15 protein-coding genes are annotated in these 14,674 nt (G+C 70.1%); 12 read left to right on the forward strand and 3 right to left on the reverse strand.

The genetic code is table 11. The features are described 5' to 3' along the window. The first annotated feature begins 215 nt into the window (after positions 1-215). Both ABZ880_RS32895 and ABZ880_RS32900 read left to right on the forward strand, forming a co-directional pair. Complete coding sequence (locus ABZ880_RS32895; RefSeq protein WP_005481602.1) at positions 216-512, forward strand: DUF4193 domain-containing protein; 297 nt, start codon at positions 216-218, stop codon at positions 510-512. A 13-nt stretch (positions 513-525) separates the two neighbouring features. Further along, positions 526-1,473, forward strand: a complete 948-nt coding sequence (locus tag ABZ880_RS32900; RefSeq protein WP_361270310.1) for a hypothetical protein — start codon at positions 526-528, stop codon at positions 1,471-1,473. Between the two features lie 21 nt (positions 1,474-1,494). Here the strand turns inward: ABZ880_RS32900 and ABZ880_RS32905 are convergent, their stop codons facing one another. Beyond that, positions 1,495-1,959 (reverse strand): DUF3093 domain-containing protein, encoded by a 465-nt coding sequence (locus ABZ880_RS32905; protein ID WP_361270312.1) that lies wholly within the window; start codon positions 1,957-1,959, stop codon positions 1,495-1,497. Positions 1,960-2,017: 58 nt separating this feature from the next. On the opposite strand from ABZ880_RS32905, the gene ABZ880_RS32910 reads away from it, so the two are divergent. The 9 genes from ABZ880_RS32910 to ABZ880_RS32950 all read left to right on the forward strand — a co-directional run bounded on the left by ABZ880_RS32910 (position 2,018) and on the right by ABZ880_RS32950 (position 10,631). Then, entirely contained in the window at positions 2,018-2,602 is a 585-nt protein-coding gene (locus ABZ880_RS32910) for a PaaI family thioesterase (protein ID WP_361270315.1), read from the forward strand. After that, a complete protein-coding gene (gene dut, locus ABZ880_RS32915) occupies positions 2,599-3,159 on the forward strand; it encodes a dUTP diphosphatase (protein WP_361270318.1) in 561 nt (186 codons plus the stop codon). The genes ABZ880_RS32910 and dut overlap by 4 nt, the downstream gene beginning before the upstream one ends. A 1-nt stretch (position 3,160) precedes the next feature. Further along, positions 3,161-3,922, forward strand: a complete 762-nt coding sequence (locus tag ABZ880_RS32920; protein WP_361270320.1) for a DUF3710 domain-containing protein — start codon at positions 3,161-3,163, stop codon at positions 3,920-3,922. Positions 3,923-4,078: 156 nt separating this feature from the next. Then, on the forward strand, positions 4,079-5,257 hold the full coding sequence (locus ABZ880_RS32925; RefSeq protein ID WP_361270323.1) for an alginate lyase family protein: 1,179 nt from the start codon (positions 4,079-4,081) through the stop codon (positions 5,255-5,257). 60 nt (positions 5,258-5,317) lie between these two features. Further along, a complete protein-coding gene (locus tag ABZ880_RS32930; protein WP_361270325.1) occupies positions 5,318-6,013 on the forward strand; it encodes an ABC transporter ATP-binding protein in 696 nt (231 codons plus the stop codon). A 124-nt stretch (positions 6,014-6,137) separates the two neighbouring features. Beyond that, complete coding sequence (locus ABZ880_RS32935; RefSeq protein ID WP_361270327.1) at positions 6,138-8,705, forward strand: ATP-binding protein; 2,568 nt, start codon at positions 6,138-6,140, stop codon at positions 8,703-8,705. Next, a complete protein-coding gene (locus ABZ880_RS32940) occupies positions 8,702-9,388 on the forward strand; it encodes a response regulator (protein ID WP_361270329.1) in 687 nt (228 codons plus the stop codon). The genes ABZ880_RS32935 and ABZ880_RS32940 overlap by 4 nt, the downstream gene beginning before the upstream one ends. An 82-nt stretch (positions 9,389-9,470) precedes the next feature. Further along, positions 9,471-9,869 carry an OB-fold nucleic acid binding domain-containing protein gene (locus tag ABZ880_RS32945; RefSeq protein WP_361270331.1) on the forward strand — a complete coding sequence of 133 codons (399 nt, stop codon included), beginning with the start codon at positions 9,471-9,473 and terminating at the stop codon, positions 9,867-9,869. A 3-nt stretch (positions 9,870-9,872) separates the two neighbouring features. Then, the gene (locus ABZ880_RS32950; protein WP_361270333.1) at positions 9,873-10,631 is read left to right on the forward strand and encodes a DUF3159 domain-containing protein; all 759 of its coding nucleotides are present in this window, start codon (positions 9,873-9,875) and stop codon (positions 10,629-10,631) included. Between the two features lie 149 nt (positions 10,632-10,780). Here the strand turns inward: ABZ880_RS32950 and ABZ880_RS32955 are convergent, their stop codons facing one another. After that, positions 10,781-11,458, reverse strand: a complete 678-nt coding sequence (locus ABZ880_RS32955) for a TrkA family potassium uptake protein (RefSeq protein ID WP_361270336.1) — start codon at positions 11,456-11,458, stop codon at positions 10,781-10,783. Then, entirely contained in the window at positions 11,458-12,129 is a 672-nt protein-coding gene (locus ABZ880_RS32960; RefSeq protein ID WP_361270339.1) for a TrkA family potassium uptake protein, read from the reverse strand. The genes ABZ880_RS32955 and ABZ880_RS32960 overlap by 1 nt, the downstream gene beginning before the upstream one ends. Before the next feature lie 402 nt (positions 12,130-12,531). On the opposite strand from ABZ880_RS32960, the gene ABZ880_RS32965 reads away from it, so the two are divergent. Then, on the forward strand, positions 12,532-14,595 hold the full coding sequence (locus ABZ880_RS32965; RefSeq protein WP_361270342.1) for an APC family permease: 2,064 nt from the start codon (positions 12,532-12,534) through the stop codon (positions 14,593-14,595). Positions 14,596-14,674 lie beyond the last annotated feature (79 nt).

The raw sequence follows: 14,674 nt of genomic DNA on the forward strand, positions 1-14,674 counted from the left end.
GTACAGGGTGAGACGCCTTTGAAGAGCGGCATGGGGACCGTGTACGGTCCCGTTCGCCATCCAAGCCGATCACTCTTGAGGAGTCCGGTTGGGTGTCGATTGAGTAACAGACCTTGATGTGAGGCAAAATCTCCGCCTCGGGTCGGGCACAAGTCCGGCCTCTCACGCGTTACGTGCGCTGGAGACACCGCAGACACCCAGAGGGGGAGAGCGACATGGCAACGGATTACGACACCCCACGCAAGACCGACGACGACGTCGACTCGGACAGCCTTGAAGAGCTCAAGGCCCGTCGGAACGACAAGTCGACGTCCGCTGTGGACGTCGACGAGTTCGAGGCCGCGGAAGGCCTGGAGCTGCCCGGCGCGGACCTCTCGAACGAGGAGCTGGCCGTCCGGGTGCTGCCCAAGCAGCAGGACGAGTTCACCTGCATGAGCTGCTTCCTGGTGCACCACCGCAGCCAGCTGGCCCGGGAGAAGAACGGTCAGCCGATCTGCCGCGACTGCGACTGAGGCCGGGTCGGCCGTGACTGGCTCGACCCCACCTTGGAAGCGCCGCTCCCTTTTGCCGGGAGCGGACGAAGGGCTGCACGCCGGCCCTCACGGCGCGCGTGACGACGAGCGGGGCTCATCCGGTAAGACACCCGGTACGGCTGGGGCTACGGGATCGGCCTCGCTCGAAGCGGCGCTCGGCCGGGGTGACCTCCCGGCGCCGTCGCAGAGAAATCGTGCGCCCGTCGCCCGGCGGCGGGCCGCGGCCATCCGCGACAGGGCCGTGGAAGGCGTCCGCAAAGGCGGCAGCCGCGCCAGAGCGGGCCTTGCGTACCTCGCCGACCGCATCATCGAGATCGCCCCGCGGATCCCCGTACGCGACCTTGCGACGCTCCGCAGACAGTTCCCGGGACTCGGGCCCGAGCAGCTCGCCGACAAGCTCGTGGCGGGCGCCGCGGCCGCGACGTCGACGGTCGGAGCGGGGATCGGAGCGGCGGCGATGCTGCCTGTGCCGCCCGCGATGCCGACGGAGCTGGCCGCAGAGATCACCGGCGTCGCCGCGATCGAGCTGAAGCTGATCGCCGAGCTGCACGAGGTCTACGGCGTACGACCGCCCGGCAACCTCAAGGAACGCAGCACCGCGTATCTGAACTCCTGGTCGGGAGAGCGCGGGGTCGACGTGACGAAGCCGTCGAGCTTCGGTGGCGCGGTCAACAGCCAGATGAAGCATCAACTGCGCCAACAGATCATGAAGCGCATGGTGCGCGATCTGCCGAACCTGATGCCCTTCATGGTGGGGGCCGCCGTCGGGGCGGTCATGAACCGCCGGGACACCAAGAAGCTCGCGGAGCGGATCCGTAAAGACCTGAGAAAGATTCAGGTGCCCTGGGACGCGCTTGTCGAACTCCCGCCCCTGGAGCGCCCGGTGGACCCGCTGACGATGGGCGAGATCAGCAGGGAACTCGGGCCCGGAGGGCTCTGAGACCCCTGAGCGGCCGCTTCGTTACGCCACGGCCTCTTTGGCCGCCTTCAGCGCCTGGGCGAGGCGCTGCGGCTCCCGCGTGGACAGGTACAGGTACGGCGTCGGGTCCTCGGGGTCGGTGACCTCGACCTTCAGGGCCCCGGGGATGTAGGCGCGCAGCAGCAGGAACGCGCGGGTGTCGGCCTTGTACGTGCGCCAGGCGCGGGCCTCCTCCGGGTCCAGGATCTCCGCCTCACCCAGCGCCGAGACCGGGATCTTCGCCTCGCCCGCGATCAGCGAGCCGCCCACCACACGGATACGGACCGACCCGTACGAGCTCGCCACGACCGCCGCCGCCGCTGTGCCGCCGACCAGGCCGCCGAGCAGCGGCAGCGTGCCGAAGGGCAGCAGGATCAGGGCGAACGAGAGTCCGACCAGGAAGGAGATCAGCCACCACGAGCGGGGGGCGGTGAGGCGTTCTTCGTAAGGGGTGGCGGAGAGCTGCATGGAGCCAAGCTTGGCACGGTGTCCGGATTCCACCGACGCGCGGGTAAGGTCTGCGGCTGTGAGTGGTACGTCTCCAGCTCTTAAGCCTCCCGCCGACGCGGTGAAACCCGTGAGGCATCCCGATGCTCCCGCGCCCGGTGAGCTTCTTGGTGCCCACTACGAACTGTGTTTCGGGTGCGGCGGAGAGCAGCCCCACGGGCTGCACCTCGAGGCACGGGCCGGCGAAGGCGTCACGATCACCGCCGAGTTCACCGTGCAGCCCGCCCATCAGGGGGCGCCCGGGCTGGCCCACGGCGGGGTGCTGGCGACCGCCCTCGACGAGACCCTCGGCTCGCTGAACTGGCTGCTGCGGACGATCGCCGTGACCGGGCGGCTGGAGACCGACTTCGTGCGGCCCGTTCCGGTCGGCACTGTGCTGTACCTGGAGGCCGAGGTGACGGCGGTCGCGGGCCGCAAGATCTACTCGTCCGCCACCGGGCGGATCGGTGGTCCGGAGGGGCCCGTCGCCGTCCGCGCCGACGCCCTCTTCGTCGAGGTGAAGGTCGACCACTTCATCGACAACGGCCGCCCGGAGGAGATCCAGGCCGCCATGAGCGACCCCGACCAGCGCCGGCGTGCCCGCGCCTTCGAGGTGAACCCGTGAGCCGTTCCCCCCGTCAAGAGCTCGACGTGCTCATCCGGCGCGTCGACCCGGACGTACCGCTTCCGTCGTACGCACAACCCGGTGACGCGGGCGCCGATCTGCGCACCACCGAGGCGTGCGAACTGAAGCCGGGCGAGCGGGCCGTGCTGCCCACCGGGGTGTCCATCGCGCTCCCGGAGGGGTACGCGGCCTTCGTGCACCCGCGATCCGGTCTCGCCGCCCGCTGCGGTGTCGCCCTGGTGAATGCCCCAGGGACGGTTGATGCCGGGTACCGTGGGGAGATCAAGGTGATCGTGGTGAATCTCGACCCGCGCGAGGCCGTGCGGTTCGAGCGCTTCGACCGGATTGCCCAACTGGTCGTTCAGCAGGTCGAGAGGGTCCGCTTCCAGGAGGTTGCGGAGCTTCCCGACTCGGCGCGGGCCGAAGGGGGCTTCGGGTCCACCGGAGGACATGCGGCGGTGGCCGGAACGAGCAGCACAAGCGGTCAGGCCGCCGTGGGCGGCACTACGGGTGGGAATCGATACGCTTCGGTCGTATCCGACCGGGAAGGACAGTGACGTGTTCGGACGTCGCAAGAAGAAGGGTGCCGCCGAGGACGCGGCCGGCGAGGCCGAGCAGGTCGTCGACTACGTCGACACTGAGGCGGACGACGAAGAGGACGTGCGCGAGCGCGTGAGGCTCGAGCCCGAGCCGCGGCCCGACGGGCCCTGGGACGACTCCGAGGTGCGCGACCCCGCCGAGGGCCGGGTGGACCTGGGCGGGCTCTTCGTGCCCGGAGTCGACGGCATGGAGCTGCGGGTCGAGGTCGCGGGCGACGCGATCGTCGCGGCGACCGTCGTACTGCGCGACAGCGCCATCCAGCTGCAGGCCTTCGCCGCTCCCAAGCGGGAGGGCATCTGGGGCGAGGTACGTGAGGAGATCGGCTCCGGCATCACCCAGCAGGGTGGCATCATCGACGAGGTCGAGGGCCCGCTGGGCTGGGAGCTGCGCGCCCAGGTGCCGGTGCAACTGCCGGACGGCACGGGCGGTTTCCAGGTCGTGCGGTTCGTCGGCGTGGACGGTCCGCGCTGGTTCCTGCGCGGTGTGATCTCGGGCCAGGGCGCGGTGCAGCCGCAGGCGGCCGGCCTGCTCGAGCAGATCTTCCGGGACACGGTCGTGGTCCGCGGCGAGGGCCCGATGGCGCCTCGTGACCCGATCGTCCTCAAGTTGCCGAACGACGCCCAGATGGTCCCCGAGGGCGTCCAGCAGGAGGAGGGCTCGCGCTTCTCCGGCGGCATGGGACAGCTGCAGCGCGGACCGGAGATCACCGAGGTCCGGTAGCCGTACAGCAGAAAAGGGCCGTACCCCTGGCGGGGTGCGGCCCTTTTCCGTGCGCGGACCCTTGACGGCCGATTGGTCTGGACCTACGGTCTCGGCCCAACGCCTGTGTTCATAAAGGCGTTCATTGTTCATATACGAGAACGGATGGCCCCCACCATGCGTCGCACCGCACTGCTCGCAACCGCCTCCGCACTTGTCGTGGGCATGCTCGCCTGGCCCGCCGCCCGCCATGCCGACGCCGCCCCCACGACCTTCGCCCACCCTGGAGTCACCGTCTCCAAGGCGCAGTTGGACTTCGCGCGCACCGAGGTCAACGCCGGCGCCCAGCCCTGGAAGGGTGCCTTCGACCAGATGCTGGCGAGCAAGTACGCCGACCTGAACCGCACCCCCAAGCCCCGCGCCACCGTCGAGTGCGGCCCGTACTCCGACCCCGACTACGGCTGCACGGACGAGCGCGAGGACGCGATCGCCGCGTACACCGACGCGCTCGCCTGGTACATCACGCGCGACGACCGGTATGCGAAGAAGGCGATCCAGCTGATGGACGCCTGGTCCGCGGTGATCAAGGACCACACCAACAGCAACGCGCCCCTGCAGACCGGCTGGGCGGGCTCCTCCTGGCCGAAGGCCGCCGAGATCATCAAGTACACGTACACCGGGAGCTGGGCGAACTCCGGCCGCTTCGCGACCATGCTGCGCAACGTCTACCTCCCCAAGGTCATCAACGGCTCCAACTCCAACGGCAATTGGGAGCTGTCGATGATGGAGGCCGCGGTCGGCATCTCCGTCTTCCTCGAGGACAGGACGTCGTACGACAAGGCCATGGCGAGGTTCCGCACCCGTACGGCCGCGTATGTCTATCTGTCCTCCGACGGCGATCTGCCGAAGACGGTGCCCAGCCAGAACCTCGACACCAAGGCGAAGATCGTCAACTACTGGCAGGGGCAGTCCACCTTCGTCACCGGGCTCACCCAGGAGACCTGCCGCGACTTCACCCACACCGGATACGGCATCTCCGCGATCTCGCACGTCGCCGAGACCAGCCGGATCCAGGGCCAGGACCTCTACGGCACCGACGTCGGCGCACGGCTGCGGCAGGCGCTCGGGTTCCAGGCCAAGTACCAGCTGGGCGCGGTCGTCCCGACCTGGCTGTGCGGAGGATCGCTGAAGCTCGGGCTCGGGCCGGTCACCGAGGTCGGCTACAACGCCCTGCACAACCGCCTCGGCATCGCGATGGCCAACACCCAGACGCTGACCCGGCAGCAGCGTCCGGCCGGCAGCAACAACCTCTTCGTGGCCTGGGAGACCCTCACCCACGGTGACAACCCGAGCTGAACCGTTGAAGGGCCGGGCGCCGGGCGGTGATACTGGCGCCCGGTCGACGGGGGAGGCGACATGAGCAGCCAGGTGGTCACCGAGACCATGGTGCGGGTCGAGAACGTCCACAAGTCGTACGGGCATGGAGCCGCCGCGGTGCACGCCCTGCGCGGCGTTTCGTTCGAGGTCCCGCGCGGTGAACTCGTCGCCCTCAAGGGGCGCTCCGGGTCGGGCAAGACCACCCTCCTCAACATCGTCGGCGGGCTCGACGTACCGGACGAAGGACGGGTCACCGTCGACGGGCTCGACCTGTCCGAGCTCGGCGAGGACGGACTGCTCGCCCTGCGCCGCGACCGCGTCGGCTTCGTCTTCCAGTCCTTCGGGCTGATCCCGATCCTCACGGCTGCCGAGAACGTCGGCGTCCCGATGCGGCTGCGCCGGGCCGAGGTGCGCGAGCGAGAGGAGCGCGTCGAGCTGCTGCTCGCCCTGGTCGGCCTCGCCGACCACGCGGCGCAGCGGCCGGGCGAGCTGTCCGGCGGCCAGCAGCAGCGCGTCGCCATCGCCCGCGCCCTCGCCAACAGCCCCTCGCTGCTCGTGGCCGACGAGCCGACCGGCCAGCTGGACGCCGAGACCGGTCACGCCGTCATGGAGCTGCTGCGGGCCGTCGTCCACAGCGAACAGGTCACCGCACTCGTCGCCACGCACGACGCGACCCTGCTCGACCTGGCCGACCGGGTGCTGGAACTGGGCGACGGGGAGATCGTCGAGCACTGAGCGGGCGCGGGCGTCAGAGTTCCGTCAAAGACGGTCGGCGGACCCTTTCCGGCACCTTTCGCCGTGCCCTGCGGCCGTAAGGTCGACGCTGCGTGGGCAGCAGTGACCGGAAGACAATGGGGCCATGGGACGCGGGAAGCTTCGGATCTACCTCGGTGCGGCACCGGGCGTCGGCAAGACGTACGCCATGCTCTCCGAGGCGCACCGGCGCGTGGAGCGCGGCACCGACTGCGTGGTCGCCTTCGTGGAGCACCACGGCCGTCCGCGCACCGAGGTGATGCTGCACGGTCTGGAGGGGCTGCTGCGCCGGGAGCTGGAGTACCGCGGGGCCGCCTTCACCGAGATGGACGTCGACGCGGTACTGGCTCGGAGCCCGCAGGTCGCGCTCGTGGACGAGCTCGCCCACACCAACGTGCCCGGCTCCCGCAACACCAAGCGCTGGCAGGACGTGGAGGAGCTCCTCGCGGCCGGCATCGACGTCGTCTCGACCGTCAACATCCAGCACCTGGAGTCGCTGGGCGACGTGGTCGAGTCGATCACCGGCGTACGGCAGCGGGAGACCGTGCCGGACGAGGTCGTGCGGCGGGCGGACCAGATAGAGCTGGTCGACATGTCGCCGCAGGCGCTGCGCCGCCGGATGGCGCACGGCAACATCTACCAGCCGGACAAGGTCGACGCGGCCCTGTCGAACTACTTCCGGCCCGGCAACCTCACCGCCCTGCGCGAGCTGGCACTGCTGTGGGTGGCCGACCGGGTCGACGAGTACCTGCAGCAGTACCGCAGCGAGCACCAGGTCTCGAAGATCTGGGGCTCGCGGGAGCGGATCGTGGTCGGGCTTACCGGCGGCCCCGAGGGCCGGACGCTGATCCGGCGGGCCGCGCGGCTCGCGGAGAAGGGCGCAGGCGGGGAGGTGCTGGCCGTCTACATAGCCAGCAGCGACGGCCTGACGGCGGCCTCGCCCAAGGAGCTGGCCGTGCAGCGCACCCTCGTCGAGGACCTCGGCGGCACCTTCCACCACGTGGTCGGCGACGACATACCGGCGGCGCTGCTCGCCTTCGCGCGCGGGGTCAACGCCACCCAGATCGTGCTCGGCGTCTCCCGGCGCAAGAGCTGGCAGTACGTCTTCGGGCCGGGCGTCGGCGCCACGGTCGCCCGGGACTCGGGGCCCGACCTGGACGTCCACCTGATCACGCACGACGAGGCGGGCAAGGGGCGGGGGCTGCCGGTGGCCCGCGGCGCCCGGCTCGGCCGGTCGCGGATCATGTGGGGGTGGCTGGTCGGCGTGGCCGGTCCGGTCGTCATGGCGGTGCTGCTCAGCGCCGTCGACCTCGGCCTCGCCAACGACATGCTGCTGTTCCTCGCCCTGACGGTCGCCGCGGCGCTGCTCGGCGGGCTGCTGCCCGCGCTGGCCTCGGCGGCGGTGGGCTCGCTGCTGCTGAACTACTTCTACACACCGCCCCTGCACCGCTGGACCATCGCCGACCCGAAGAACATCGTCGCCATCGTGATCTTCGTCGCGGTGGGCGTCTCGGTGGCCTCGGTCGTCGACCTCGCCGCCCGCCGCACCCACCAGGCGGCCCGGCTGCGCGCCGAGTCGGAGATCCTCTCCTTCCTCGCGGGCAACGTGCTGCGCGGCGAGACCGGCCTGGAGGAGCTCCTCGAGCGGGTCCGCGAGACCTTCGGCATGGAGTCGGCGGCCCTGCTGGAGCGGGCGAGCGACCACGACCCGTGGACCTGTGCGGGACGCGCCGGGCTCGGGCCGGCGGTGGAGCGGCCCGACGAGGCCGACGTGGACGTACCGGTCGGGGACCACATGGCGCTGGCGCTGACCGGTCGTGTGCTGCCCGCCGAGGACCGCCGGGTGCTGGCCGCGTTCGCCGCCCAGGCCGCCGTGGTGCTGGACCGCCGCCGGCTCCAGGAGGAGGCCGACCTGGCCCGCACGCTGGCCGAGGGCAACCGCATCCGTACGGCGCTGCTGGCGGCCGTCAGCCATGACCTGCGCACCCCGCTGGCCGGGATCAAGGCGGCCGTGTCGTCGCTGCGGTCGGACGACGTGGCCTGGTCGGAGGAGGACCAGGCGGAGCTGCTGAAGGGCATCGAGGAGGGCGCCGACCGCCTCGACCACCTGGTGGGCAACCTGCTGGACATGTCCCGCCTGCAGACCGGCACGGTCACCCCGCTGATCCGCGAGATCGACCTCGACGAGGTGGTCCCGATGGCGCTGGTCGGGGTGCCCGAGGACAGCGTCGAGCTGGAGGTCCCGGAGACCCTGCCCATGGTCGCCGTCGACCCGGGGCTGCTGGAGCGGTCGGTCGCCAACCTGGTCGAGAACGCCGTCAAGTACAGCCCGGCCGGCAAACCGGTCCTGGTCGCCGCCAGCGCCCTCGCCGACCGGGTCGAGGTACGAGTGGTCGACCGCGGCTCCGGCGTCCCCGACGAGGCCAAGGAGCGCATCTTCGAGCCCTTCCAGCGCTACGGCGACGCCCCGCGCGGCGCCGGCGTGGGCCTCGGCCTCGCGGTGGCCCGCGGCTTCGCCGAGGCCATGGGCGGCACCCTCAACGCCGAGGACACCCCCGGCGGAGGCCTCACCATGGTCCTCACCCTGCGCGCGGAGGAATCGCGCGCGGAACGTCTCGAAGAGGGCGCCGCACCCGCTGAGCGCCCGGCGGAACCCGAAAGGCAGGTCACATGACCCGGGTGCTCGTGATCGACGACGAGCCGCAGATCGTGCGCGCCCTCGTGATCAACCTCAGGGCGCGCAAGTACGACGTCGACGCGGCCCACGACGGCGCCACCGCCCTGCAGCTCGCGGCCGCCCGCCACCCCGACGTGGTCGTGCTCGACCTGGGCCTGCCCGACATGGACGGGGTCGAGGTGATCCGGGGCCTGCGCGGCTGGACCCGGGTGCCGATCCTGGTGCTGTCCGCCCGGCACACCTCCGACGAGAAGGTCGAGGCCCTCGACGCGGGCGCCGACGACTACGTCACCAAGCCCTTCGGCATGGACGAACTGCTCGCCCGGCTGCGGGCCGCCGTCCGCCGCGCCGAGCCGGTCGGCGCCGGCGAGGACGACGTGACGACGGTGGAGACCGAGGAGTTCACCGTCGACCTGGCCGCGAAGAAGGTCAACCGGGACGGCAGGGACGTACGGCTGACGCCCACGGAGTGGCATCTGCTGGAGGTGCTGGTCCGCAACACGGGCCGGCTGGTGAGCCAGAAGCAGCTGCTCCAGGAGGTGTGGGGGCCGTCGTACGGGACGGAGACCAACTACCTGCGGGTGTACATGGCGCAGCTGCGGCGGAAGCTGGAGTCTGATCCGTCACATCCCCGGCATTTCATCACCGAACCGGGCATGGGATACCGGTTCGAGAAGTAGCAGGCCGGGGGCGGAAAGGTGCCGGTTCGGGGCGTGGCCGGGCGGGTACGAAGGTGTCAGTGCACCCCGGTACGCTTCAGATATGAGTGCTGTTCCTCGTTCCGAAAAGCCGGTGGGCCGGTTCCGGCGCATGCTCGACCGGCTCTCCTCGTCGCAGGAGGACCTGGAGTCCGAGGAGCTGCGGGAGGACACGGAGACCGCGGGCTGTACGCGGATCGGTGACTGTCACGACCGACAGATCGTCACGGTTACTGGTACCTTGCGCACGGTCACTCTGCGGCCACGTGCGGGCGTCCCGGCCCTGGAGGCCGAGTTGTTCGACGGTTCCGCCGCCCTGGACGTGGTGTGGCTCGGCAGGCGCTCCATCGTGGGCATAGAGCCGGGGCGCAGACTGATCGCATCGGGCCGTGTCTCGCTGAGCCGGGGCCGCCGGGTGCTGTTCAATCCGAAATACGAACTGAGACCCCTCGGACGGGAGTAGCCGGTGACGTCGCTCGACAAGCCGACCGAAGACACTCAAGCCGACGATGCGCGGGCGGTGACCGAGGCCGCCCTGTTCGAGGCGTTCGGCGGAGTGCGGGGCATGGTCGAGACGGTGCTGCCCGGCCTCCTCTTCGTAACCATCTACACGATCAACAAGGACCTGCACTGGTCGGCGATCGCCGCCCTCGCCGTGTCCCTGCTGCTCGTGGTGGTCCGGCTGGCCATGCGGGACACCGTCAAGCACGCGTTCAGCGGTGTCTTCGGCGTCGCCTTCGGTGTCGTCTTCGCGATGATGACGGGCAACGCCAAGGACTTCTACCTCCCCGGCATGCTCTACACGCTGGGCCTGGCGCTGGCGTACATCGTCACGACGCTGTGCGGCGTCCCACTGCTCGGTCTGATCCTCGGCCCGGTCTTCAAGGAGAACCTCTCCTGGCGCACCCGCAACCCGGGCCGCAAGAAGGCATACGCGAAGGCCAGTTGGGCCTGGGGGCTGATCCTGCTCGCCAAGTGCGCGATCCTCTTCCCGCTGTACTGGTGGGCGAACACGGCGCAGTTGGGCTGGGTCCTGGTCGCGCTGAAGATCCCGCCGTTCCTGCTGGCCGTCTGGCTGACCTGGGTCTTCCTCGCGAAGGCGCCGGCTCCGATCGACGTCTTCGCCGAGATGGAGGCCGAGGAGCAGGCGGAGAAGGAGCGCAAGGCCGCGGAGCGCGCCGAACGCGAGGAAGCGGCAGGCGGGCGGCACCGTCGGGAGGCGTAGCACCGGCGTCGGCGCGGGCGTCGCCGGGGGCTGCCGCCCCCAGACCCCCGCCTCGGCCCGAAGGGCCACGTCCTCAAACGCCGGACGGGCTGAAAAAGAAGGGGCGCCCCGCACTCGCAGGGCGCCCCTCGTCGTCGTAACCGAAACGCCTAACCCGCCGCGTCCTCGCGTCGCACCGACAGCAGGTCCTCCAGCTGTTCCTCCCGTGCCTGGGCGGCCACGAAAAGCAGCTCGTCGCCCGGTTCCAGGGAGTCGTCCCGGGTCGGGGTCAGGACTCGGGTGCCTCGGATGATGGTGACCAGGGACGTGTCCTCGGGCCATTCCACGTCGCCGACCTGGGTGCCGGCCAGGGCCGACTCCTCCGGCAGCGTCAGCTCGACCAGGTTCGCGTCGCCGTGGCTGAAGCGCAGGAGGCGGACCAGGTCGCCGACCGAGACCGCTTCCTCGACCAGGGCGGACATCAGGCGGGGGGTGGAGACGGCGACGTCGACGCCCCAGGACTCGTTGAAGAGCCACTCGTTCTTGGGGTTGTTGACGCGGGCGACGACGCGGGGGACGCCGTACTCCGTCTTCGCGAGGAGCGAGACGACCAGGTTGACCTTGTCGTCGCCCGTCGCGGCGATCACGACGTTGCAGCGCTGCAGAGCCGCCTCGTCCAGCGACGTGATCTCGCAGGCGTCGGCCAGCAGCCACTCCGCCTGCGGGACGCGCTCGACCGAGATGGCGGTCGGCGCCTTGTCGATGAGCAGGACCTCGTGGCCGTTCTCCAGCAGCTCGCCCGCGATCGAGCGGCCGACCGCACCGGCACCGGCAATGGCGACCCTCATCAGTGACCGCCCTCCTCTTCGGGACCCTTGGCGAAGGACGCCTCGACCTTGTCGACCTCGTCGGTGCGCATCATCACGTGCACCAGGTCGCCCTCCTGCAGCACCGTCTGCGAGGTGGGCAGGATCGCCTCGCCGAGCCGGGTCAGGAACGCCACGCGGACGCCCGTCTCCTCCTGCAGCTTGCTGATCTTGTGGCCGACCCAGGCCGCGGAGGCGTGCACCTCGGCGAGCTGGACACCCCCGGTGGGATCGCGCCACAGCGGCTCCGCCCCGGAGGGGAGCAGACGGCGCAGCATCTGGTCGGCGGTCCACCGGACCGTGGCCACGGTCGGGATACCCAGGCGCTGGTAGACCTCGGCGCGCCGGGGGTCGTAGATCCGGGCCGCGACGTTCTCCACGCCGAACATCTCGCGGGCCACCCGCGCGGAGATGATGTTCGAGTTGTCGCCGCTGGACACGGCGGCGAAGGCACCGGCCTCCTCGATGCCGGCCTCGCGCAGGGTGTCCTGGTCGAAGCCGATCCCGGTGACCCGGCGGCCGCCGAACCCGGGGCCGAGGCGGCGGAAGGCGGTGGGGTCCTGGTCGATCACGGCGACCGTGTGCCCCTGTTGCTCCAGGGTCTGGGCAAGTGCGGAGCCCACTCTTCCGCAGCCCATGATGACGATGTGCACGACCGTCCTTCCGATGTCCAAAAACTACTGCTCAGCCTCAGGGTCTCAGACCGACGCCCAAGCTACACACGCGCGGTAGGACGTCGGCACCCCTGTGCACGGTTGCCGTGGGGGTCGGGGGCTATCAGCGCCGGCTGATGCTGCGGACGCTGGCAAGTGTCAGGATTCCGAGGCCGACGAGGGCCGCCGCGGCGCCGATCAACTCTGCTGTGGCGTGCATGGAACCTCCGGGGGCGGCAACGGGCCCGTGACGGTTGGGAAACGGGCGGTGTTTGTCATATAGGCATGGGGCTACCGCGACCTGCGGAATCCGCAGCCGGGCGCACGTCCGTTTTCACCCGTAGAGCAGATGTGGGGTGGCGGGTGGTTGGGCGCCCGTTCGAACGCCTACGATTACCTGTCGTGTCCAAACTGACCGACGTGCCCAAACGGATCTTGATCGGGCGCGCACTGCGCAGTGACCGGCTGGGCGAAACGCTCCTGCCGAAGCGCATCGCCCTCCCCGTCTTCGCCTCCGACCCGCTGTCCTCCGTGGCCTACGCCCCGGGAGAGGTGCTGCTGGTCCTGTCCATCGCGGGCGTGTCGGCGTACCACTTCAGCCCCTGGATCGCCCTCGCGGTCGTCGTGCTGATGTTCACCGTGGTCGCCTCCTACCGGCAGAACGTGCACGCCTACCCCAGCGGCGGCGGCGACTACGAGGTCGCCACCACCAACCTGGGGCCCAGGGCGGGCCTGACCGTCGCCAGCGCGCTGCTCGTCGACTACGTCCTCACCGTCGCCGTCTCGATCGCCTCCGGCATCGAGAACCTGGGCTCCGCGGTGCCGTTCGTGGTCGAGCACAAGGTGCTGTGCGCCGTCGCCGTGATCGTGCTGCTCACGCTGATGAACCTGCGCGGCGTGAAGGAATCCGGGAAGCTCTTCGCGATTCCGACGTACGTCTTCGTCGGCGGCGTCTTCATCATGATCGCGTGGGGTGCGTTCCGCGGGTTGGTGCTCGACGACACCATGCGGGCGCCGACAGCGCAGTACACGATCAAGGCCGAGCACGAGGGCCTGGCCGGATTCGCTCTGGTCTTCCTGATGCTGCGGGCCTTCTCCTCCGGCTGTGCCGCGCTCACCGGTGTCGAGGCGATCTCCAACGGCGTGCCGGCCTTCCGCAAGCCCAAGTCGAAGAACGCCGCGACCACCCTCGCCGCGATGGGCCTGCTGGCCGTCACCATGTTCTGCGGGATCATCGTCCTCGCCCTGACGACCAAGGTCCGCATGGCCGAGAACCCGGCCACCGACCTGCTCAAGAACGGCGTCGGGGTCGGTGCCGACTACGTGCAGAACCCGGTGATCACGCAGGTCGCCGAGGCCGTCTTCGGCAAGGGCAGCTTCCTGTTCATCGTGCTCGCCGCGGCCACCGCCCTGGTGCTGTTCCTGGCGGCCAACACCGCCTACAACGGCTTCCCGGTCCTCGGCTCGATCCTCGCGCAGGACCGCTATCTGCCCCGCCAGCTGCACACCCGCGGCGACCGCCTCGCCTTCTCCAACGGCATCGTGCTGCTCGCGGGCGCGGCGACCCTGCTGACCGTGATCTACGGCGCCGACTCGACCCGGCTGATCCAGCTGTACATCGTCGGCGTCTTCGTGTCCTTCACGCTCAGCCAGACCGGCATGGTCCGGCACTGGAACCGCCATCTGGCGGTCGAGAAGGACCAGGCCAAGCGCCGCCACATGGTGCGCTCCCGGGCGATCAACACCTTCGGCGCCTTCTTCACCGGCCTGGTGCTGGTCGTCGTCCTCGTCACCAAGTTCACACATGGTGCCTGGGTCGCGCTGCTCGGCATGGTGATCTTCTACGCGACCATGACCGCGATCCGTAAGCACTACGACCGTGTCGCCGCGGAGATCGCTGCGCCCGAGGGCCCGAGCGACGACAGCGTACGGCCCTCCCGGGTCCGCTCGATCGTCCTGATCTCCAAGATCCACCGCCCGACGCTGCGCGCCCTCGCCTACGCCAAGCTGATGCGCTCGGACTCCCTGGAGGCGCTCACCGTCAACGTCGACCCGCTGGAGACGAAGGCGCTGAAGGAGGAGTGGGAGCGGCGCGGCATCGACGTACCGCTGAAGGTGCTGGACTCGCCGTACCGCGAGATCACACGGCCGATCATCGAGTACGTGAAGGGGCTGCGGAAGGAGTCGCCGCGCGACGCGGTGTCCGTGATCATCCCCGAGTACGTGGTCGGCCACTGGTACGAGCACCTGCTGCACAACCAGAGCGCACTGCGGCTCAAGGGCCGGCTGCTGTTCACGCCGGGCATCATGGTCACCTCGGTGCCCTACCAGCTGCAGTCCTCGGAGGCCGCGAAGCTGCGGGCCGGCAAGCGGCAGGACTGGAACGCGCCGGGTTCCGTGCGGCGCGGTCCGGCGGAGCAGGGACGGCCGAAGGAGCCCTCGGGCAGCTCGGGCGGCAAGAGCTGACGCTCGTTGGTCAACGGCCGGACAGCGCCCACGTAGACTGGTGGGCTGTTGTCCGGCCGTTTCCCTTTCCCGATGTTGT

The organism is Streptomyces sp. NPDC047043 (assembly GCF_040644055.1).
In the GTDB taxonomy this organism is placed as follows: Bacteria; Actinomycetota; Actinomycetes; order Streptomycetales; family Streptomycetaceae; genus Streptomyces.